This is a genomic window from Streptococcus sp. LQJ-218 (assembly GCF_003428885.1).
GTDB lineage: Bacteria > Bacillota > Bacilli > Lactobacillales > Streptococcaceae > Streptococcus.
Genome location: NZ_QQRU01000003.1, coordinates 177999 through 200096 on the forward strand (window position 1 = coordinate 177999; position 22098 = coordinate 200096).

Consider the following 22098-nt stretch of genomic DNA (forward strand, 5'->3'; position numbering starts at 1 on the left):
CACCGTTTTGAGGTTGTAGATAAGACTGACGAAGTCAGTCACATATATAATCCAAGGCGACGTTGACATGGTTTGAAGAGATTTTCGAAGAGTATTAAAAGAAAAAGGACTAGATTTCTCTAGCCTCTCATTTCTAATTAGAATTTTTTACGTTTACGAGCTGCTTCTGATTTACGTTTACGTTTTACAGAAGGTTTTTCATAGAATTCGCGTTTGCGTGTTTCTTGAAGAGTACCAGCTTTAGTAACCGCACGTTTGAAACGACGAAGTGCATCGTCAAGAGATTCATTCTTACGTACTACTGTTTTAGACATTTTTTTCACTCCCTTCAAGTTCAAGATTTATTCTATTTTACACGTAAAAGGAATAATTGTCAAGAAAAAATGCAGGTTAATTTTGATTTTTTTCTCTATTTATACAAGTCTTCAAAACATTCAATTGTAAAACTGAAGGGGTTGTTTTTTTATTTTTCAAGTAAGCTGAGCGCTTCAGCATCTGCAATAATCGTCACATCTGGGTGGTTTTGTAGGCTACTTGCTGGTAAGTTCTCAGTCACTGGACCAGACACGGTTCCGGCAATAGCTTCTGCTTTTGATGCACCATAAGCAAAAAGAAGGATTGACTTAGCATCCAAGATATTTTTAATCCCCATTGAAATAGCTTGGGTTGGAACGTCTTCGATCTTGTCAAAGAAGCGTGCATTGGCTTCGATGGTAGACTGGTCAAGTTCTACTAGATGTGTTTGACTGTCAAATGGAGTACCTGGCTCGTTAAAGCCGATGTGTCCATTGCGACCAATTCCCAAGATTTGGAGATCAACTGGATGGTCAGCCAAAATTTGATTGTAGCGTTCAACTTCAGCTTCAGCATTGTCCTTAACACCACGAGGCAAGAAACTTTCTTTAAATGGTTTTTGGTTGAACAAGTTTTCTTGCATGAAGTGACGGTAAGACTGAGGATTGTCTCCATCAAGGCCTACATACTCATCAAGGTTGACACTGGTTAGATTTGAAAAATCAAGGTCACTCTCAACAATTTTCTTGTAAAATTCAAGTGGACTACTTCCTGTCGCAAGTCCTAGCGTTTGAGCTCCATTGGCCAATTTTTCCTTCAAAATTTCAAAAGCGACTTTTCCACCTTCGACTTGGTTTTCAACTTTAATAACTTTCATTCTTTTATCCTCCGTTTTAATCTATATTTATTATATGGTATAGACCAATTTTTGTCAAGTGAAAACGGTTTAATTTCTAAAAAAAGAGCGTCCAATCTTGAAACGTGTTATAATGGATAGGATTAGAATTTAGAAAGAATGAACAGATATATGAATACAGCTGATTTTGATTTCCACTTGCCTGAGGAATTGATTGCCCAAACACCCCTTGAAAAACGAGATGCCTCTAAACTCCTCATCGTCAACCGTGAGACGGGAGAAATGCAGGATAAACACTTCCACTCTATTATCGATATGCTGGAACCTGGTGATGCTCTTGTTATGAACGACACCCGCGTTCTCCCTGCCCGCCTCTATGGTCAAAAAGAGGAGACAGGTGGTCATGTGGAACTTCTCCTGCTCAAAAATACTGCTGGTGACGAGTGGGAAGTTCTAGCTAAACCTGCCAAACGCCTCAAGGTCGGTACTCGTGTTAGCTTTGGTGATGGTCGCCTTAGCGCTGTCGTTACGGAAGAATTGACTCACGGAGGCCGCATTGTCCGCTTTGAATACCAAGGAATTTTCCTAGAAGTTTTAGAAAGTCTGGGTGAAATGCCATTACCGCCTTATATCCATGAAAAATTGGATGACCGTGAACGGTATCAAACCGTTTACGCCAAAGAAAGTGGCTCTGCTGCAGCACCAACTGCTGGACTACACTTCACGAAAGAACTGCTAGCAGAAATCAAAGCTAAGGGTGTTCATCTGGTCTATCTGACTCTTCATGTCGGGCTTGGAACTTTTAGACCTGTCTCTGTGGACAATCTGGACGAACATGAAATGCACTCAGAATTCTACCAACTTTCTGAGGAAGCTGCTGTCACCCTTCGCTCTGTTAAAGAAAACGGTGGTCGTGTCATCGCTGTCGGAACCACTTCTATCCGCACCTTGGAGACCATTGGTTCCAAGTTTGATGGGCAAATCCAAGCAGATTCTGGCTGGACCAATATCTTTATCAAACCTGGGTATGAGTGGAAGGTCGTGGATGCCTTCTCAACCAACTTCCACCTGCCAAAATCAACTCTGGTCATGTTGGTTTCTGCCTTTGCCGGCCGTGAATTGATCTTAGATGCCTACCACCATGCCATTCAAGAACGCTACCGCTTCTTTAGTTTTGGCGATGCCATGTTTATCTATTAATTTTCATAATCAAAAAAAGCGCATATTATCAAGGTTTTATAAAGCCTGATAGTATGCGTTTTGTAATGGATAAAAAATGAGTTAATCTATTCTAAAGCTCGGATCTTTCCAACTCTGGACACTGGCATTGATAACTGCGCCGACAATCAAAATCTTAGCGATGAGAATAAACCAGACCATCATGACCACCACGACAATGGAACTGAAAAAACGGACGTCCACTAGATGGTTGACATAATTGTTAACATAGGCTGAAAAGATATTGAGTAGTGAGACCAAGGTCAACAAGACAAAGACACTACCTGGTAATACAGAGCGAATTCGTCGAACCTTAACATTTGGCAGGAAATAATAAAGCATGACCAAGACAGCAAAAATCAAGGAATAGACCAAGGGACCTGTTAGGTCTTGCAGATAATCAAAAAGAGGACTATCCGATTTCCAGTAGCTTTTGATAAGGTTGAGAAGCATGCGGCCAAAAACGCTTAGAAAGAGAGCCAAAGCAAAGAGGATTTGCAAGCCAAAACTGACAAACAAACTCATGAGCTGATGGGAAATCATGCCACGATTTTTAGCTACTCCGTAAGCTTTATTAAAGGCTTTCTGTAGGAAATTCATGGATTTTGAAAAGGTCCAGATGGCTGACAAAACCGCAAAACTCAATAACCCTGTTGACGGTTGGGTCAGCACTTCTGTAATAATCTTTGCGACCACATCATACATGGTATCGGGCAAGTATTCATTGACAACCTTTAAAAAATTAGAAACTGGAATTTGAAAATAGGGCAGGATATTGACCACCACCAAAAGCAAGGGGAAAATCGAAATCAACCAATAGTAGGCTACTGCGACACTGGTCAGCTCACTCTCTGATGCTTGATAATAATGCAAAAAGGCTTTTAATAAAGGCTTGTCTATCAGCTCTTTCCACCACTTCTTCATGTCACACTCCTTCATTTACAATCTTAATTAATTTCTTCTTACCAATTCCATCATATCATAAGGCAGGGTATTGGCAGCTTCCTTCAAGGAATAGTTCTCTAAGTTATTTACATTTTGCCGTAATTTCTTGGCATACTTGGTCGTAATCAATCGTTTTTCTTCATATTCGAAAATCAACTTGCGCTCCAGATAATAGCCTCTTAGCATCTCATCGATATTGTTGGGCTTGACGCGATTGATAACCCGTTCGACAAAGGCACCACTGGTAATAATAGCTGTTTCTCGGAGACGAGAATCCTGCACGAAGCTGATCAAAGAACTCTTATAAACCCCTTTAAGGTTCTCCAAACTTTCGATAATCATCTCAGTATTTTCTAAATAGAGCTCTGCAATTTGGTCATAGTCAATGTCTCTGAGTTTCTGTGATTCTTCATTTTTCCAACTGCGAAAGGTCTTACCAAAGGTAAAGACTTCGTGAAGGAGAAAACGTAAAATTCGTAAGGAAACGAGGAAATAATAGGTCAATCGTGAAACAAACTTGCGATTGATGCTTTGTTCCATGTTTTTCAGATAACGTTGGTAAACTCGATAGGCACGGTCACTCATCTTGTCCTCTTCGTAAGCCTGTTCTAAACCATCACTTTCAATACTGAGGATGAGAAGTTTCAAGGCCTCCCAGTCTGCTTGAGCTCCCTTATTTTCTTGACTCAGAATGAGATTTTCAATACGTCCATGATAATTGTCAATAGCCGCATAGAGGGGAAGTTTATTTCTAGTGCATTCCAACTCTTTTTCTAACTCTAGCGTCACTTCATTCAAAATGCTGATATGCATGAGATAATCCTTGCTTTCTTCCTGTTCATCAGAAAGATGAGGAAGAACCACGAGGCCTGTTAAAAAGCTTACAAGCGTCACACCTGCAACAAGGAAAAGCAAGAGAGGATACTTCTGTTCTAGATTACTTGGTATCAGAAGGATCGTAGCAATGGACACCGTTCCCTTGACACCTGAAAAGGTCAAGAGAAGCATATCCTTCATATACTTATTTAGCTTTTTCTTGAGACGTCTGGTTCTATAGGCATAATAGCCATAAATCATGACAAAACGAATGGCAAAGAGGACAAAGGTAAGAGCGACAAGAGATAGCAATAAGAGTAAGGGATTATAGATTGGATTGGTCAAGATAGGTTCTGCTATTATTTCCAACTCCATCCCTAAAATCACAAAGACAGAACCGTTAAGCATAAAGTTCACTGTATGCCAGACTGTCTCGGTCACCGTATCCACTTGGGCTTCGAGAAGCGTAATTTTCTTAAACCGGCTTGCCTTTAAAATCCCCGCAACTACAACGGCGATAATCCCTGAAACATGGACTTCTTCTGCCAGGAAGAAAGTCACCAGAGGCAAACTCAATTCTAATAAAAGTTCGCTAGCAATATCCGTTGCTCGCACACTCAGCAAAAAGGTATGGAGGAAACGGTTGGTCATGGCTGTTAAAAAGCCAATCAAAAAACCTCCTAGAATTGAAAAGAAGAGTGAACTACTAGCTTGCCCAAGGGAAAAAGCTCCTGTTGTCCAAGCTGTCAAAGCTACCTGAAAGGCAACCAAGCCAGAAGCATCATTCAAGAGTCCTTCACCCTTAAGAATATTGGACACACGCTTAGGAAAGCTAAACCGCTCCGAAAGAGAAGCAAAAGCTACCAAGTCCGTAGGTCCAAGGGCCGCCCCAACAGCCAAGCAAGCTGATAAGGGAAGGCTAAGCCAAAGTAGATGGGCCAAGCCACCCAAACTCAGGGTCGAGATGAAAATCACTGGAAATATGAGATAGACAATGATTCGCCAGTGTTTTAAAATAGCTGTAATATCAGCTTCTTCCGACTCTCGGAAAAGCAAGGGACCGATAACCAGGGCCAAAAACAACTCTGTATTGAGGTGAAAGTCGGTATTGGGTAAAAAGAGACCAATCACAATTCCTAAAAGAATTTGCACCAAAGGAAGAGGCAAAAAGGGTAAGAGCTTATTGGTTGTACTTGAGACAATCAAAACCAGCAAAAATAGGATGAGGTAAATCAGTAATTCCACACATGTCCTCCTTAATCTTTTTTACAGCAAGATTCAAATATCTCCTTTTGCTCTTTGATTTTTTGGTCAATCTTGGAACAGTCTTTGTGCTCAATTTTTTTCTGACACCGTTCCATTTCAAGAGCAACTAATTTTTTCTTGATTTTAAGCATTTTTTTACTCATATGCGCCTGATCTAGCGCATCCACCGCTCGTTCGTGGTGGGGTGATTCAACGAAATTCTGGCGCATAGCATCCAGCTTTTCACGTAGGTATTGTTTATCCATGTCTATATCTCTCTAATTTTTCAATCATCACTAAAAATGGTGGGTTGTTAACTTGGTTTACAGTTCGGTAAATGGCAGCTGTGTACTCTTGTTGGTTCAACTGGCTAACAAACTCCAAGACAGCATCTTTCTCGAGGTCGCCTCCTTCATGACCATAGTAGATCATGATGGCAATCCGTCCTCCTTTGACAAGTAAATGACACAGCTTTTCTAAGGCTTCGATAGTAGTCTGAGGTCTGGTAATGACAGACTTATCAGCTGACGGCAGATAGCCCAGATTAAAAATCCCTGCCTTGGCTTCTGTCACAAACTGGTCCAGTGTCTCATGACCTTGCAAGAGTAACTGGGCATTTGTCAGGCCAGCCTGATGCAAACGTTCTTGGGTCTTTTCCAAGGCTTGCTCCTGAATATCAAAGGCATAGACTTGCTTAGCTAGCTTGGCTAGAAAAAGCGTGTCATGACCATTTCCCATAGTTGCATCCACTACGATATCCTCTTTTGTCACTACCTCAGCCAAAAAATCATGTGCAATCTCAAGTGGTCTTTTCATTTTCAAACTCCTGTTTTACAGCCTTGCATCCTTGAACACTTCCACGACGTCGCATTTCAGCTTCAATAGCATTTAGCACTTCCCATTTATTGAGGCTCCACATAGGACCAATCAGCATATCTCTAGGTGCATCTCCTGTGATTCGATGGATGACGATATGTTTAGGAATGATTTCCAATTGGTCGCAGATGACCTTGACATATTCGTCCTGACTCATCAATTGCAATCGTCCTTCGTGGTAATCTCGTTGCATCCGTGTATTGGTCATAAGATGAAGCAAGTGCAGTTTAATCCCTTGAATATCATTATCCGTGACACAGCGACGGACATTTTCAATCATCATCTCATGAGTCTCACCAGGCAAACCATTGATCAAATGGGAAACAATCTCAATCTTGGGATACTTTCTCAAACGCTTGACCGTTTCCACATACAATTCATAGGAGTGGGCACGGTTAATCAGATCAGAGGTTGCTTCAAAAGTGGTCTGTAAGCCTAATTCTACCGTCACATGCATGCGCTCCGATAAGTCAGCCAAATATTCAATGGTTTCGTCTGGTAAACAGTCTGGCCGTGTTCCGATGTTGATGCCTACTACACCTGGCTCATTGATAGCCTGCTCATAGCGCTCTCGGATGACTTCCACCTTTTCATGGGTGTTAGTAAAATTTTGAAAATAAACTAGATACTTCTGAACATCCGGCCACTTGCGGTGCATAAAGTCAATTTCCTTATAAAATTGTTCACGGATAGGCGCATCCGGTGCTACGATAGCATCTCCAGAACCTGAAACCGTGCAAAAAGTACAGCCCCCATGAGCCACAGTCCCATCACGATTGGGACAGTCAAACCCCGCATCAATAGGAACTTTAAAGGTCTTTTCTCCAAAAAGTTTTCGATAATAATCATTCAAGGTATTATAAGATTTCATTACTTTCATTATAACAAAAACATTCACAATCTCAAAAGCTTGACTTTCCTATAAATTCCTCTATTTCTCGTTTCCATTAGCCATTTTTTATGATACAATATGGGTATGATTTTAATGAAATTAGCATCTATTTTATTATTGATACTGACCTTAGTCGTCTGCATTATCATAACCAAACTTTTTAGATTAAAAAAACTAGGACGAAACTTTGCGGATTTGGCTTTTCCAGTCTTGGTATTTGAATATTACCTTATTACAGCTAAAACCTTTACCCATAATTTTCTCCCTAGACTGGGACTAGCCCTCTCACTCCTAGCCATTATTCTCGTTTTTTTCTTCCTTCTGAAAAAACGCAGCTTTTACTATCCTAAATTCATCAAATTCTTCTGGCGTGCAGGATTCTTATTAACCCTTGTCATGTATATCGAGATGATTGTTGAATTGTTCTTAATGAAATAGTCCAATCCCTAGAAAGTTAAGGCCTAGGGATTTTTATACTCAATGAAATGGAAGTAACTATTTCCACAATAAAACGCATAATATCAAAGTTTTTCAACACCTGATATTATGCGTTTTGTAATTTTAAAGACTTTTTCTCAGCCTCAATACATTGTTTTAACTTTCATCAAAACAAATCAGTTTTTAAAGATCTCTAATCTTCTTTTTTTTCCTTTAGTGGCTACTAAGCCTGCACTCAAACCTAGAAGAGCTAAACCTGCTGCTACTGCTGCCTGTTCTGCCTCTGTTCCAGTGTTTGGCAAGTGATTCTTTTCATCTTGCTGGGCTTCAACTGAACGTGAGCTCACTTGTTTTACATCCATTTTCTCAGTTTCTACTTGTTGTTTTGTAGATTCTTGAGATTCTGGTTTTTGAACTTCTTGATTTTGTGGCACAGACTTACTAGCTTCTTTAGAAGTTGCTTTAGGCTGTGCTTGAGGGGCTGATTTTGTATCTTTTATCGCTGTACCAACCTCTATGATACGGTTTTCAGCCATAACTTTATCATAGCTTTCTTTCTCAGTTCGCTTGCCATTTTCTACTTCAATCAAGTGAACACGAATACCTTGTCTTCCTTCTTGGAGGATACGAGTTTCACCTAGATATAACTTGTCAGACTTACGTTCTTCAATCTTGAAGTCAATTGCTTCTTCTTCGATTACAAGTTCTGGTCTGTTAAGGACTAGGTTCTTCACTCCATCTTCTGGGAGGGAGGTTCCTGGTTTGGTTCCAACCAAGACGATGCGGTCTGTTGGAGTCTGTATTACTTCACGGAATTTTTCTTCCTTACTTCCACTAGGATTAACCGCTGTATAGATACGTTCCTTACCAACTTTACCTTCTTGTAATAGACGAACTTCTCCTTCAAACAGAGTATCGTCTTTTTGTTCAAGAGTTTGGAAGTTTAATTCTTTGTCTACCACTTCAAGACTTGGCAAATCATATTGAGCAGGTGCTACAAGTTTTCCATCTATCACTTTTTCCTTAGTCAATTTAATCCGGTATTCTTTGACATTCTTACCACTCTCTGATACCAGACGGACTAATACAGGAAGATTTTCATTTCCACTATCCACAATTGTAAATGTGACTTGATCTTTCCCTTCTACAGTGATTTTTGGACGTTCCCCTTTATAAATCAATTCATAGTCCAAACGATTTTCAGAGAAGTCAGGGAGCTCTTTACCATCTACTAAAATTCTTCCCTCTGTGCTCTCTTTTGCAAGCTCACTTGGTGCTCGGAAACTTAATTCAGTTAAAGCAACCCCATTTTTATCTGTTTTTCTATCCATGCGCCATCTCATAGCTTTGGTAGTCACAGGTTTAAATGTCACATTAATCTCGTCTCCAGCTTGAATTTCTTTGTCTGCGTAATAAGGAACAAGTTCCCAATTATCAGGGTTATTAAATGGATGATTTGATTCGTAGCTGTAATTTGAATAGTAAACCGGAACATCAAAGTCAGGACCGATGTATCGTTCCAATACAAGTTTAGCTGGGGCATCTGTTCCACTATCTGCAAAGAAGTTTAGTTTAGCCTGTGAAACCTTTCTATCCACAATTTTACCATTCTTTTTAAAGATAACACCAACTGATACTTCTGGATTAGCGGATGGAGTAGCGGACCAGTTTGTCCAACGGTTGTCTTGATTTCGGTCATTATCATTTAAATAGTCTACACGGTCGTTCGAATTATCATCCAAATCATTAGTAGCTGAAGCAAAAGCCTGACTATGAGTAGCAAGATAATCTGGATTGTCAGAAAGTGATCTACCGACCTTGTCCGTTACTCGCACAGATAATTCTACTGGGACTTCACTACCAACCACATGGCCTTTAATTGTATATTCCCCAGCTTTGTTTAAGGTAGAAGCAGGGACTTGTTCCCATTCAACTGCCAAATCTTTTACATCATAACCGCTCTTACCTGCGAAATAAACTGGAACCTTATTTGGCAATTCCAAAGGTTGACCTAATTGCAACAATTGAGACTGTTTGGCAGCAGCAATTGGTTTACGAGCCAACAAATCTCTATCTTTTGTAAAGTGAAGGTTGTATTCTCCAAGAATATCGCCATTTTCTGCTTTCACAATAACACGGACAGGATCGCCCTCTTTCACACTAGGAACCACTGTAGCAAGTCCATTATTTGTGATACTAGCTGTTACTTCTGGAATTTTTCCATCACTATAGTCTAAATAGTAATCTGTTAAGTCTGGATTAAAGTGAGGAAGATCTTTTCCAGCCACCTTAATATTAGTAGTTGCCTCTTTAGCTGGTGCTACCTTTTTAGAGAAAACTTGTAATTCTGTAATTGATGTTCCAAGTTTATCATCAGCTCTTGTCATGCGAATACGTACCGCGTAGGTATCCACCTTGTCAAAACTGAAATGATTCATTCCTCCAGCTTTTAACTGATCTGGAGCCTTAAGATTTGTAACTGGTTTCCAATTTTTACTGTCATTAAATACGTGGTTTTCACCCTCTACATAACCAGGATTCTTCGGTGTAGTTGGAGCTTTTTCACCAACATAATACTCAATGACGTAAGACTTTGGAGTACCTACACCACTATCTTCATAAAAGGCTACATTCAAGTTATCAACCGAACGTTTTGTCAAAATACCTGAATCCCCAAATAGCACCCCTACTGAGGCTTCTTCAGAACGTTTCCAGTTTGACCAACGATTTGCAGGCTGGTTACCGTAAGAAATCACTTTATCATTTACATTAGATACTGGGTCATAAGAATGAGAATCTGATGCAAAGGCAAGTGGTAATTCTGAACCTGTCCATTGATCTGAAATATTCTTCCCAATTTCTGTTTGACTCGATACACGAACATGTAATTTCGTGGTTAGTTGTGTTCCTTCTACATGACCTGTTACAGTAAAGATTCCCTCTTTTGCATATTGGCTTGCATCAATAGTATCCCAAGCTACCTTAGCTGAAGATACTTGGCCATTTGACTAATAAGTTCGGACACTTTCTGGCAAGGTTGGTGCCTCAGAAATTGGTGTTGTGATGCTCACATCTTCAACTTTTACAATTCCTTCTACTGATATTGACGCACGCGCTTCTTGGTTCAATCCTTCAACCTTACCAAGAACTTCAAAAGTATGATATTGATTTAACTTTTCAGCTGGAATCGAATCCCAAACTACCTTATGAACTTTTGGAAATCCTTTATCGTACTCAACTGTTACTGTAGATGGAAGATTTGGTGTTTGGTGCAAATCTGTCACAAGGCTAACTGGGCGAATGGCCTGAACAACTTTATCTTCAGTATTTGCTGTAATCGTTAGAGGTAGTTCTCCTTTTGCACCTTCATATTGAGCTTGTAAAGTGAGACTACCCGGTTTATGCAACTCTAGCATTCCCTTATTAACAGAGACTACTCCCTCGCCTTGGCTTGAGAAAGTCACCTTTTCAGTTGGTAAAACAGCTTCAGTTCCATCCTGATAACGGGCTAAAACTGTCACTTTAACAGTTTGATCTTCTTTGAGGCTAGCAGCTTGATCCACTCTGAGACTCAAACTTTCAATTTTTGGAGAATCAACAAGGAACTGAACAGCATAGGTTTGTAACTGTCCCCCATCTTTAGGCTGAATGTAGATACTAGCACGCATTCCATTGGATTCATTTGCCTGAATCACGTTTACATCGGCATTTTCAGCACTAGCACTGACTTCTGGAATTTTTGCACCATAAGAAAGTTTGTGATAATGTACAGGATGCTCTTTTGAAAGTTCCGTAACACTTTCACCACCTACTGCTATAGTTGGTGCAACTTGAGCCAATTCCTTACCATCATCAACTATCAAAGTAGCGTGGATGGTTCTATCTCCTAATTGGCTAGTCATCTGAATATGTGCCCCTGGAGTAGATAACTTCTCTTTATCTTCTGGTGAAATTTCCCAATTTTCAACTTCATAATTGTGAATACGACCATCTGTTGAGACAAGTGAAACAAGTTTATCCACAGAACTCAAGTCTGTTCCAGGTGTAATGCGTTTAACAGCTGGAAGTTCATTTGCAATTGTAAGTACTTCGACACGAGCCTCAACTTCACGCCCATCAGACATACCTTTTACAGTTACAATTCCAGCTTGACTGACATCTGCTTGAGACCAGGTTACAGGACGTTTTTCACGACTACCATCACTATATACAAATGGCACTGTCTGAGGCATTTTAAGTTTTTGTCCTAAAACTGTACGTACTTTTGGTATTTCTGTGCCTAAAACAGTTTTTTCTGACTGGTCTGACTTACCTGTAAAAATCGTAACTTGATCTGATTTCAACAATCCCGAATAAGCTGTAAGGGTAAATTTACCTGCTTGATCAGTCGATTTAACAATCGCTACCCCTTTACCATTAAAGGCTCTACGAATCCAAGAACCATCTGCTTGTTCTTTATACCGTTCACGACTAGCTTGCTCACCATTATCCACACCAACCAATTGACCTTGTCCATGAAGTTGGAAGTGAACTAGATTGTTAGCAGTTGGCACAACATTGCCCTTACTATCTACAATTTCATAATAGATATAAGTCAAATCTTTTCCATCTGCAGCGATAGCGTTCTCTTCCTTAACCAGACGAACACCAGCAGGCTCACCAGCAGTCACTATCTTATCTCGAGCAATTTCCTTACCAGACTCATCTCGAGCAACTGCTTCTAAAGTTCCTGGTTTATAAGCAACTTTCCACTCCAAATATAGTTCGTGAGGATTTTCACCTTCTTGGTATGTACGACCATCACTCGTTTGTTTTTTGTTGAATTTTTTAAGACCTAGTGACTCATTATTTAAAAACAACTCAACACTAGCAGCATTGGAATAGGCTCTAACCGGGATTCGATTTTCAGCATCTGCAACATTGTCTGCCAATTCAGTCTTTTCCCAGTTCCAATGAGGAAGTAAATGAACCATTGGTTTTTTCTTAGCAGAAACCCACTGACTTTGGTAGAGATAATAGTCATTTTTTGGAATCCCTGCGGTGTCTACAATACCAAAGTAAGAGCTTTTTACAGGTGTACTATTTTGATTGTGCCATGGAGTTGGTTCTCCAATATAATCCGTACCAGTCCAAATGAATTGTCCAGCATATCCTGGATGATCTCTATCGAAAGTCCATGATGCTGTAGCAGTTTTACCCCAACCAACACGATCATTACCATAATCGGATTGTTCGTAATTACGCCAATATTGGTTACTTCCTACCCACTCACTCTCTGGATGGAAATAACTTCCTCTTGTACGAGTTGCTGAAGATGTTTCTGAACCATAAATGAGCCATTTCGGATGTTTTGCATGAAGAGTTTGATAATTTTCTTCCGAGTAATTCAATCCAACTGCATCCAGTTCATCTGCAATCTTTTCATGATCTCCAGTTCCATCTCCGAAACGGAATTTATCAGCTCCCATGGTTACATAACGTGTATTATCAACAGATTTAATCACTTTTACTAAGCGTTTGACAGTTGCTAGTGAATGGGCTTTCCCATCTGCTTCACCGATTTCGTTACCAATAGACCACATAAAAACAGCAGGATTATTTTTATCTCTTTCTACCATTGTTCGAAGATCGTAATCAGACCATTTTTCACCTTTTCTTGCTTCAGGGTGGGTAGCATCTTTTTCAAAGAAACGACCATAGTCGTATGGTTTCTTACCTCCATACCAAGTATCAAAAGCTTCTTCTTGTACAAGCAAACCGAGCTCAGCTGCAATCTGCAAAGTCTGAGGACTTGCTGGGTTGTGAGTCGTACGAATCGAATTCACTCCCATTTCCTTCATCTGTTTCAGACGACGGTATTCAGCCTTATAGTTCTCCTCTGCTCCAAGCGCTCCATGATCATGGTGCAATGAAACACCGTGGAACTTGATGTGTTCACCATTTAAAGAGAAACCTTGGTCTGGAGTCCAGTTATAGTAGCGATAACCAAATAAATCTTTCTTAGCATCTACAAGCTGACCATCCTTGTAAACACGAGTTACCATCTCATATAAAGCAGGTTTGTCAGATGACACTGTCCACAATTTTGGTTTTTCAACTTCTAATGCTGAATCCAAATGAAGTGTTTCCTTAGCTTTTAGAGTTTTACTCTCAGTTCGAACAAGTTCTGTAACTGCCTTACCACCTCGTTCAAAAATTTGATACTCCGCTACAATTTCATGGTCTTTATTGTCTGTATTAACAATTTTACTGCTTACTTGGGTTTCAACTTTTCCTCCTTGTTGACTTTCTAGTTTTGGAGTTAAAATAGTTGTTCCATTTTTTTCAACATGAACCTTGTCGGTTACCTGCAATGATACGTCTCGATAGATACCACTTCCTGAATACCATCTACTACTTGGTTGCTTATTAACTGCATGAACAGAAATGACATTTTCTCGTCCATCTTTATGGAGATAGTTACTAATATCATATGAAAATTGATTGTAACCATTTGGATAGTGACCAACTAGTTGGCCATTGACAAATACTTGTGAATCCATGTAAACACCATCAAAGGTTACACGAACATCTTTATTCAAGTCTTTTTCGTCTAATTTAAAGGTTTTCCGATACCAACCATCTCCACCGTTCAATTGACCGCCTTCGTTTTGAGCTGGTGAATCATGGTCAAAATCAAAATGAATACTCCAGTCATGAGGAAGATCCATTTTTTTCCATGAAGAAATATCTGCGTCTGGTTTTACAGCTTCCTTTGCATTGGCATTTAGTTTAAAGTGCCAATTCTGGTTGAAAGAAATATTTCTATCTTCAATTAACTTATCAACTACTTCATTCGTAGCAGATTTGAATTCTTGCTTATCTTTTGAAACAGAACGATCTTGTGATTCTGCTTTATTTGTTTCTTCAGATTCCTTCTTATCCTCAGGTTTATTTTTATCTTCAGATTTATCCGTTACCTCAGTCTTATTTGTTTCTTCAAGCTTATTGCTATCCTCAGGTTTGTTCCTTTCTTCTGTTTTGTTCTCGACTTCAGCCTTACCTTCTTCTAAAGGAACTGGTTGATGATTGGCAACTGAAACCAAAGGTTGATCTGCTTGAGGTTTTACTACAGCATCACTACCATCCGCATTTTCCTTTAGAGATACATTTTCAGATGTAACAGGTTGCTCACTGGATTTTTCAGATATAACTCCTTCAACTTTATGTTCATTTGAAATATCAGTAGCTTCCTTATTTTCAGGCTGGTGCTCAGTCCTATTTATCGCCACAATCTCTTCAGCATTTTCGTTGGCATATACCGAAGAAGATAGACTAACGCTCGCCCCTAATAATAGAGCACATGTCCCTATAAGCACCGAGCAAGCACCGACTGAAAATTTTCGAATACTATACACTCTTTTTTTGTTCCAATTACCTTTTTGCATATAATCCTCCTTTTAGCAACCGCTTTCATTTTATCTGAGAGCAATCTACTTATTATCATTATCTTATAATACGATTTTATAACCAATAAAAAATTTGTCAATCGAATACAGATAAAAACAATGTTTTGGATTGGTTTTTATAAAAATTGGAGAATTTTTAAAAAGTATTGAAGTAGAATTTATTATAATAAAAATGATATCCGACTTTCTTTAAAATTTTAAGACGGAATAGTTTTTTATTATCCCAAATAGAAAAAATTTTTCTTAAAGATTTAAACATATAAAAAGAGCAAACGAATAGTTCAGTTTTTTCCTGATTTCATTAACTCTTAATTCTTATTTTATCTTATAAGTTTTGATTAAATTCACCGTATTACTAAACCTTAATATCCAGCTACATCATGTCAAATCGCTATTTTAAAATTCTTATTTTCCTTCTTTAGCAGGAAAGATTTATCCAATACCAATGCAATTTAGTACGCCCGCTCCAATTACCAAGCCACTTGAAATTGGCAAAAGGTTCAAAATTGCATTCGCAATAATAAAGGTAACAATCAAACACATGAGACTAGCCTTGTAGTCTTTTTCAAAAGATTCTCTAGAGTGAAAAGAGGAACAGCCCTACCGGAAACAGTGACCAAAGGTTGACATCTAAACTTGGTCATCCAACAGAACCAAAATACACTACTGTCGCTGCTACTAAAAATACAATTCCCAATAATTTTTTCATTTCTTTATCTCCAATTTCTTTTTTAGGAACTTTAGTTATCCGATAGTGACTCCTCACGTCCCTTACAAAAAAGATTATAACAGAGGTCAGTGTCAAGAACAAGTGCTTTTGCCTATCTGGTCTCTATCTCTGTCTAAATGGTTCAATAATTAAGAAAAAAAGAAACCCAGTAGAATGAGTTTCTTCACTTTGCCGATTGCAGGGCTTGAACCTGTGACCTAGGCTTTACGAGTGTCTTGCTCTAGCAACTAATACTCAATGAAAATCAAAGAGCAAACTAGGAAACTAGACGCAGGCTGCTCAAAACACTGTTTTGAGGTTGCAGATAAGACTGACGAAGTCAGTCACATATATACGGCAAGGCGAAGCTGACGTTGTTTGAAGAGATTTTCGAAGAGTATAAGCTAAATCGGCGATTGCACTTACAATATAGCACTCTGAGAATAGGTGTCAAGAAATTTTCATCTCTATTAAAAAAAGCCTATCCTGAGACAAGGCTTTGATAGTATTCAACTTAAGAACCTGCACTTTCGTAGGAATCTAAGCCCCTATCCCAAAGTTTAAGGGAAATGACAAAGAAAACAAGGGAAATCAACATCAAACCTCCGATGTTAAAGATTACATCCTTGTCCTGCAAGAAATAGCTAGCAGGATAGTAGGCCGTAAAGGCAAAAGGCACGATAAAACTAATCAACCAGCGAAGGACTGAATTGTAAATGGAAATGGGATACTTGGCAAAATCATTAAACATATAGAAAATGTAGATCATGGCGCCTGACTGCTTGGTCCAAAAAGCAATACTGGCTGTCGCAATTTTCAAGGAAGTATAAATCAAGGTCGCAAATGGTATGCAGACTAGGAAAAGCAGGAATTTTGGAAGAGTCCAAGCAATGCTAGTCACTGTTGTTCCCAATAGGATACCACCGACCAAGAGTTCTCCCAAAGCATCAATCTGAAAAGTCTCAACTAGAATATGAAAGAGAGGATTGATAGGACGAGTCAGATACTTGTCAAACTCACCTTTTCGGACTAGGCGTTGCCCTAATGCCCAGAGATTATCAAAAAAGAGATGGTCCAAGCCCTTGGGAATCAAGGAAAAACCATAGATAAAGGTAATTTCTTGAAAAGTCCAACCTTCTAGGGATGGGATGTGTTGAAAGATGACATTGAGAAACAAGAGGTTCAAGCCTTGAGTCAGAAATACTCCCAGTACTCCAACCACAAAATCCACCTTGTATTCCATGATTTGTTTGATGTATTGTCTGATAAAAATCAGATGCATGCGTTGATATTTTTTCATCCTAACCTCCTTGAATGGTGATAAATGACTGGACTCGTTTCCAAATCAACTGAGACAAGCCCACCATCACTAAGAGCCAGAAAAACTGCAAAGCGAGCGCCTGAAGAATCTGACTGGCATCGTATTTCCCAACAATAATCATGACCGGAGTGTAAATCAAGGATGAAAAAGGCAGGAAGGACAGAATATCTGAAACAACCTTTGGAAAGAAAGCCAAGGGAATCAAACTGCCAGACATAAAAGCCACTATGGAAGTCTTAAGTAAGTTGGAACCCCATAGATTTTTAAATACAAAGGCAGAAAATCCAAAGCAGATATTAAAGAAAAAGTTAATCAGATAGGCCAGCGTTAAGCTAAAAAGATAAAGGGCAGTTAATCCCAGCACTTCTACAATACCTTGTCCAGATACGATTTTCATCAAAACAATGACACTTAAAAATGGCAGTCCAACGCTGATAAAAATCAACCACTTGGATCCCAGTTCGGTAAAAAGATAAGAGGCTGCAAAATGCACTGGTCTCAACAAGCGCATGATAATAGAGCCATCCTTGACCTCCTCCCCAATCATAAAAGAGCTATCAGACCTGGTCAACAGATTGGTCACAAAACTCATGATGATGTAGAGGGTGATATCTGCCATACTGAATCCCTGAATCAAAGACTCCTGGGAGGAATCAAAGACTGCCTTCCAGAGATAAAAAGCTACAAAAGCTCCCATGACATCGCCAATCCGATAGAGAATAAAGTTGACTCGATAGGTGATCAACTCCTGAATTCCTGCATTGATAAAAGGTTTATAACGTCTCCACAATTTGACCATCTTAGAGCTCCTTTCGATAGAAGCGGCGGATAATTTCCTCGATATCCGTATCCACCATCTTCAAATCGCGGATTTCAAAATCAGACAAGGTCTGCTTGATAATATCAGCTGACTGGTAGTGTGAACTATCAAATTCAATGTTGAGAATATTCCCCTGTCTATCAATGCTCATATCAGGTAGACCTTCATAATGAGAAACGAGATGACTTTGGCCTGGTAGCAGTTCAAAGGACAGCGTCTTCATCTTTCCAAAGGTTTCCTTGAGTTGGCTAACCGTTCCATCAAAAATCTCTCGCCCCTTGTCAATCATAAAAATCCGATCACAAAGTTGTTCAATATCGCTCAGGTCGTGAGTGGTCAAGAGAATAGTTGTTTCTTCCTCTTGATTGATTTGGGTAATAGCCCGACGAATGTTGTCCTTAACGGACACATCCAAACCAATAGTCGGCTCATCTAAAAAGAGAACCTTGGGATTGTGAAGCAAGGAAGCCGCAATATCCGCCCGCATCCGTTGACCCAGTGAAAGAGTCCGCACAGGATCCTTGATAAATTCCTTCAAATCCAAGACTTCATTCAAAAAGTCCATACGCTTATGGAAGAGCGAGTCTGGGACATCGTAAATTTCTTTTAAGACCGTGTAAGTCTCTTGCAGTGCCAAATCCCACCATAGCTGGGTACGTTGTCCGAAAACGACTCCAATATCCTTGACATAATCTTGGCGATTATCCTGTGGAATCTTGCCATTAATCCGACAAAAACCAGATGTCGGTTTTAAAATCCCTGTCAGCATTTTGATGGTGGTCGATTTCCCAGCACCATTTGCCCCGATGAAGCCTAGAATCTGCCCCTTGGGCACCTCAAAGGTTAAATCCTTGACCGCTTCAAAGGTCTGCTTTTCAGGATGAATAAAGGAACGCAAAGCCCCCTTCAGGCCCGGTTCCTTAACAGTCTTCACAAAATTTTTCTGAAGATGTTCCACTTCTATCATTGCCATATCTAAATCCTTACTTCTTATTCCTTCTCAAGGTTAATATTACAGAAGGCTTTATACCAACCTATTATAATCCAATAAAAAAAGGAATGCAAGCGCTTGCCTACAGTTTATGAAATTAGAGATTTTTCTCTTAAAGTAATACTTTTAATCAAAAATTCTGGTTTGATAATTTCTTAAAACACCAAAAAACCCACCCAATGGGCAGGTTTCATCTGTATTGTTCAGCTAGATTAAGCTTTACCTTCTGAACCGAATACGTCGATACGTTCTTCAACTGATGCTTGGATAGCTTTTACACCGTCAGCCAAGAATTTACGTGGGTCGAAGAGTTTTTTCTTGTCGTATTCTGCTTCGTTTGCTTCGTAGTCACGAGCAAATTTACGAGTTGCGTTAGCGAATGCGATTTGGCATTCAGTGTTAACGTTAACTTTCGCAACACCAAGTTTGATAGCTGATTGGATTTGCTCATCAGGAATACCTGATCCACCGTGCAATACGATTGGGAATCCTGGAAGAGCTTCTGTCAATTTTTGCAAGTGGTCAAGGTCAAGACCTTCCCAGTTTGCTGGGTAAGGACCGTGGATGTTACCGATACCAGCTGCCAAGAAGTCGATACCAGTTGCAACCATTGCTTTAGCGTCTTCGATTGGAGCCAATTCACCTTTACCGATGATTCCGTCTTCTTCACCACCGATAGTACCAACTTCAGCTTCTACTGAGATACCTTTAGCGTGTGCTTTTTCAACAACTTCTTTAGCCAATTTAAGGTTTTCTTCAACTGGAAGGTGTGAACCGTCAAACATGATTGAAGTGTAACCAACTTCGATACACTCAAGTGCATCTTCGTAGTGACCGTGGTCAAGGTGGATAGCTACTGGTACAGTGATACCCATTGACTCAACAAGGTTAGCGATCAAGTTGCGAGCAACTTTATAACCACCCATGTATTTAGCAGCACCCATTGAAGTTTGGATCAAAACTGGAGCTTTTTTAGCTTCTGCTGCGCGCAAGATAGCTTGAGTCCACTCAAGGTTGTTTGTGTTAAATCCACCAACTGCATAACCGTTGTCACGAGCTGCTTGGACAAATTTTTCTGCTGAAACGATTGCCATTTTATCAGGCCTCCTGTATATTTTTATGGGATATCCCATTTACATTGTTCATTTTATCACTTTTTGATAAAAAAAGCTAGTTTTTCCCGTAGTTTCGATTGAATTTCTTCTAGCTTCATTTATGTAAACCCTTTCTCTCCCTAGTCTTGGTAGACTTTTGGAAAAGCTATGAAGAAGGTCAAACGATTCTCCTGCATCTCAAAATGATAAGGTAATTTCTCGTGTTCTAATAAACTTTTGACCACAAAGAGTCCCATTCCCGAACCCTTGACCTTGCGACTAGCATTGTCAGAAAAAGACTGGGCCAGTTTTTCTTGTTCTTCAGGACTAGAGCTATTCTCGATAAAGAGTTCTCCTTCTCTTTCTCCAATGCGAACCAGGCCACCTGGAGTGGAGTGCTTGATAGCATTACTGATGAGATTCGATAGGATTAATTTCATGACAGATGGGTTTATGTAGGCCTGCTGATGGGTTAGGCTAATGTCTACCTGAAGTTCTCTCTCCTTAGCTAGCAAGGCATAATCCTTAACCAGACTTTGCGTCATCTGGTGTAGATCAATTTTTTCCCTATCATCTCGTAATTCCTGTACAGACGAGAGAGAAAGTATCTGGAGAACGTGGTGATTGAGCTCATCCACAATACCTAAGGCTACTCCCAGATAGTGGTCTCTATCCTTATAACGACCGACATTTTCTTTCATATTTTCGATCAGGATTTTCAAACTAGCCAGGGGTGTTTTCAATTCATGAGAAGCCCCTCGTAGGAACTCGACTTTCATCTTCTCCAGCTGGAGAATGGCTTCATTCTTGTCATGCAAGTCCGCAATGACAGTCAAGAGATGCTGGTAAAGGCTATTGATTTGTTCTTTGAGATCACCTATCTCATCCTTAGAGTCCACACGCAACCGCACTTGGGCATCCAAATCCATCATCCGACGAGTCACTCGCTTAATTTCTAAAATCGGGGCAACAATGGTCCGAGCATAGATATAGGCTACCAAGAGGGAAATCAGAAAGGATGCCAGTAAGGTATAGGGAAGAAATTGGAGACTGATTTGCTCTGCTTCCTTTTGCAAATCCATGGAAGCTAGAAACTGGAGAGTCATAGTACCACCGTCTTGCGTTGTCACCTCACGTTCCTCGATAAAGAGGGAGGTGGTCTGGCGATTCGCGTCTAGTGGAAGACTGTCCTTGACTTCTAACTTATCCTCGGTCATCTCGCCCTTAATGGCCCCCTTGATATCACTAGTCTGGGAATACAAGTCTAAGACTTGCTCGATACTCTGCCTGTCTTTCCCTTCTAGGGACTGGGCAATGGCTGTTGCTTTCTGACCAATGGTTTCCTGACGGTGGCTCAGATAAGTCGAAGGAAAAAGAAAATAAATAGCTAAATGAAGGCAGATAACCAGAACACTAAAAATCGAGAAGGTGTAGAAAAATATTTTTGTAAATAAACCTGTTCGTTTCATTTTCGCTCCAATTTATAACCAACATTGCGCACAGTGAGGATGCAGTCCAAGCCTAGCTTTTTCCGCAGTTCCTTGATATAAACATCAATGACACGGTCAAAGGGAACCTCATCTGTCACTTTCCAGACAGCATCAATAATCTGAGACCGGGTCAAGGCCCTTCCTTCATTTTTAACCAAATAATCAAGAATTTCCAACTCTTTGGCATTGATAGCTACTTCCTCACCTGCTAGACTTGCACTGTAGCTTTCAAAGTCCACCTTGGTATCCTTATAAGAGAAGATTCGTCCTGTATCGTAGTAGCGCTTGAAAATAGCGTCCACCCTCACTTTTAAGAGGGACAGAGAAAAAGGCTTTTCCAGATAGCCATCTGCCAGAGACGCAAAGGCACTCATCTTGTATTCCTCATCCTGAAAGGCGGTCAACATCAAGACAGGAACCTGGCTGGTTTTGCGAATCTCAGCTAGCACTTCTAGACCATTGAGCTTAGGCATCTGGATATCCAGTAAAACCAAGGCTACTTCATAGCTGGAAAATTTTTCCAAGGCTTCTTGCCCATCTGCCGCCTCAATGGTTTCATAACCACAATCCGTCAAATAATCACTGACCCCCTCACGGATCATTTCTTCATCTTCTACAATTAAAATTTTCATAGAAAAACGTTTC

The 22098-nt window shown here is 39.9% G+C and carries 15 protein-coding genes and 2 pseudogenes; 2 read left to right on the forward strand and 15 right to left on the reverse strand.

Annotated features, from left to right (window positions below; genetic code table 11):
• Positions 1–137: 137 nt before the first annotated feature.
• Positions 138–314, reverse strand: coding sequence for a 30S ribosomal protein S21 (rpsU, locus tag D2908_RS03880; protein ID WP_000048054.1), 177 nt, complete (start codon positions 312–314; stop codon positions 138–140).
• Positions 315–463: 149 nt separating this feature from the next.
• Positions 464–1171, reverse strand: coding sequence for a glucosamine-6-phosphate deaminase (locus D2908_RS03885; RefSeq protein WP_117305012.1), 708 nt, complete (start codon positions 1169–1171; stop codon positions 464–466).
• A 150-nt stretch (positions 1172–1321) separates the two neighbouring features.
• On the opposite strand from D2908_RS03885, the gene queA reads away from it, so the two are divergent.
• Complete coding sequence (queA, locus tag D2908_RS03890; protein WP_117305013.1) at positions 1322–2350, forward strand: tRNA preQ1(34) S-adenosylmethionine ribosyltransferase-isomerase QueA; 1029 nt, start codon at positions 1322–1324, stop codon at positions 2348–2350.
• A gap of 81 nt (positions 2351–2431) precedes the next feature.
• On the opposite strand, the gene D2908_RS03895 is transcribed toward queA, so the two are convergent.
• Genes D2908_RS03895 through D2908_RS03915 form a run of 5 tightly spaced genes read right to left on the reverse strand, consistent with a single transcriptional unit; the run spans position 2432 to position 7130 of the window.
• Positions 2432–3292 (reverse strand): YihY/virulence factor BrkB family protein, encoded by an 861-nt coding sequence (locus D2908_RS03895; RefSeq protein WP_117305015.1) that lies wholly within the window; start codon positions 3290–3292, stop codon positions 2432–2434.
• Positions 3293–3319: 27 nt separating this feature from the next.
• Positions 3320–5374 (reverse strand): sodium:proton antiporter, encoded by a 2055-nt coding sequence (locus D2908_RS03900; RefSeq protein ID WP_117305017.1) that lies wholly within the window; start codon positions 5372–5374, stop codon positions 3320–3322.
• Positions 5375–5385: 11 nt separating this feature from the next.
• Positions 5386–5640, reverse strand: a complete 255-nt coding sequence (locus tag D2908_RS03905; RefSeq protein ID WP_117305018.1) for a hypothetical protein — start codon at positions 5638–5640, stop codon at positions 5386–5388.
• Positions 5633–6190 (reverse strand): class I SAM-dependent methyltransferase, encoded by a 558-nt coding sequence (locus tag D2908_RS03910; protein ID WP_165847433.1) that lies wholly within the window; start codon positions 6188–6190, stop codon positions 5633–5635. Before D2908_RS03910 ends, D2908_RS03905 begins: the two co-directional genes overlap by 8 nt.
• The gene (locus D2908_RS03915) at positions 6174–7130 is read right to left on the reverse strand and encodes a TIGR01212 family radical SAM protein (RefSeq protein WP_117305021.1); all 957 of its coding nucleotides are present in this window, start codon (positions 7128–7130) and stop codon (positions 6174–6176) included. Before D2908_RS03915 ends, D2908_RS03910 begins: the two co-directional genes overlap by 17 nt.
• Before the next feature lie 90 nt (positions 7131–7220).
• Between D2908_RS03915 and D2908_RS03920 the strand changes: the two genes are divergently transcribed.
• Positions 7221–7580: a DUF3397 family protein gene (locus D2908_RS03920; RefSeq protein WP_020902455.1), complete on the forward strand. Its 360-nt coding sequence runs from the start codon at positions 7221–7223 to the stop codon at positions 7578–7580.
• A 176-nt stretch (positions 7581–7756) separates the two neighbouring features.
• Here D2908_RS03920 and D2908_RS03925 read toward each other — a convergent pair.
• From D2908_RS03925 to vncR, 8 genes and pseudogenes are all read right to left on the reverse strand, one after another.
• Positions 7757–15007, reverse strand: a pseudogene (locus D2908_RS03925) (Ig-like domain-containing protein).
• Positions 15008–15460: 453 nt separating this feature from the next.
• Positions 15461–15737, reverse strand: a pseudogene (locus tag D2908_RS10100) (hypothetical protein).
• Between the two features lie 514 nt (positions 15738–16251).
• The gene (locus D2908_RS03935) at positions 16252–17037 is read right to left on the reverse strand and encodes an ABC transporter permease (protein ID WP_117305023.1); all 786 of its coding nucleotides are present in this window, start codon (positions 17035–17037) and stop codon (positions 16252–16254) included.
• A 1-nt stretch (position 17038) separates the two neighbouring features.
• On the reverse strand, positions 17039–17857 hold the full coding sequence (locus D2908_RS03940) for an ABC-2 family transporter protein (RefSeq protein ID WP_117305025.1): 819 nt from the start codon (positions 17855–17857) through the stop codon (positions 17039–17041).
• Between the two features lies 1 nt (position 17858).
• The gene (locus tag D2908_RS03945; protein WP_117305026.1) at positions 17859–18851 is read right to left on the reverse strand and encodes an ATP-binding cassette domain-containing protein; all 993 of its coding nucleotides are present in this window, start codon (positions 18849–18851) and stop codon (positions 17859–17861) included.
• A gap of 230 nt (positions 18852–19081) precedes the next feature.
• Positions 19082–19963 carry a class II fructose-bisphosphate aldolase gene (locus D2908_RS03950; protein WP_117305028.1) on the reverse strand — a complete coding sequence of 294 codons (882 nt, stop codon included), beginning with the start codon at positions 19961–19963 and terminating at the stop codon, positions 19082–19084.
• Positions 19964–20103: 140 nt separating this feature from the next.
• Complete coding sequence (gene vncS, locus D2908_RS03955) at positions 20104–21432, reverse strand: sensor histidine kinase VncS (protein WP_117305029.1); 1329 nt, start codon at positions 21430–21432, stop codon at positions 20104–20106.
• Positions 21429–22085, reverse strand: a complete 657-nt coding sequence (gene vncR / locus D2908_RS03960; protein WP_117305031.1) for a response regulator transcription factor VncR — start codon at positions 22083–22085, stop codon at positions 21429–21431. Before vncR ends, vncS begins: the two co-directional genes overlap by 4 nt.
• Between the last annotated feature and the right edge of the window lie 13 nt (positions 22086–22098).

Excerpts from the sequence above, each read along its gene's own strand:
- rpsU (WP_000048054.1), bottom strand. The coding sequence starts at position 314 with ATGTCTAAAACAGTAGTACGTAAGAATGAATCTCTTGACGATGCACTT.
- D2908_RS03885 (WP_117305012.1), bottom strand. The coding sequence starts at position 1,171 with ATGAAAGTTATTAAAGTTGAAAACCAAGTCGAAGGTGGAAAAGTCGCT.
- queA (WP_117305013.1), top strand. The coding sequence starts at position 1,322 with ATGAATACAGCTGATTTTGATTTCCACTTGCCTGAGGAATTGATTGCC.
- D2908_RS03895 (WP_117305015.1), bottom strand. The coding sequence starts at position 3,292 with ATGAAGAAGTGGTGGAAAGAGCTGATAGACAAGCCTTTATTAAAAGCC.
- D2908_RS03905 (WP_117305018.1), bottom strand. The coding sequence starts at position 5,640 with ATGGATAAACAATACCTACGTGAAAAGCTGGATGCTATGCGCCAGAAT.
- D2908_RS03910 (WP_165847433.1), bottom strand. The coding sequence starts at position 6,190 with ATGAAAAGACCACTTGAGATTGCACATGATTTTTTGGCTGAGGTAGTG.
- D2908_RS03915 (WP_117305021.1), bottom strand. The coding sequence starts at position 7,130 with ATGAAAGTAATGAAATCTTATAATACCTTGAATGATTATTATCGAAAA.
- D2908_RS03920 (WP_020902455.1), top strand. The coding sequence starts at position 7,221 with ATGGGTATGATTTTAATGAAATTAGCATCTATTTTATTATTGATACTG.
- D2908_RS03935 (WP_117305023.1), bottom strand. The coding sequence starts at position 17,037 with ATGAAAAAATATCAACGCATGCATCTGATTTTTATCAGACAATACATC.
- D2908_RS03940 (WP_117305025.1), bottom strand. The coding sequence starts at position 17,857 with ATGGTCAAATTGTGGAGACGTTATAAACCTTTTATCAATGCAGGAATT.
- D2908_RS03945 (WP_117305026.1), bottom strand. The coding sequence starts at position 18,851 with ATGGCAATGATAGAAGTGGAACATCTTCAGAAAAATTTTGTGAAGACT.
- D2908_RS03950 (WP_117305028.1), bottom strand. The coding sequence starts at position 19,963 with ATGGCAATCGTTTCAGCAGAAAAATTTGTCCAAGCAGCTCGTGACAAC.
- vncS (WP_117305029.1), bottom strand. The coding sequence starts at position 21,432 with ATGAAACGAACAGGTTTATTTACAAAAATATTTTTCTACACCTTCTCG.
- vncR (WP_117305031.1), bottom strand. The coding sequence starts at position 22,085 with ATGAAAATTTTAATTGTAGAAGATGAAGAAATGATCCGTGAGGGGGTC.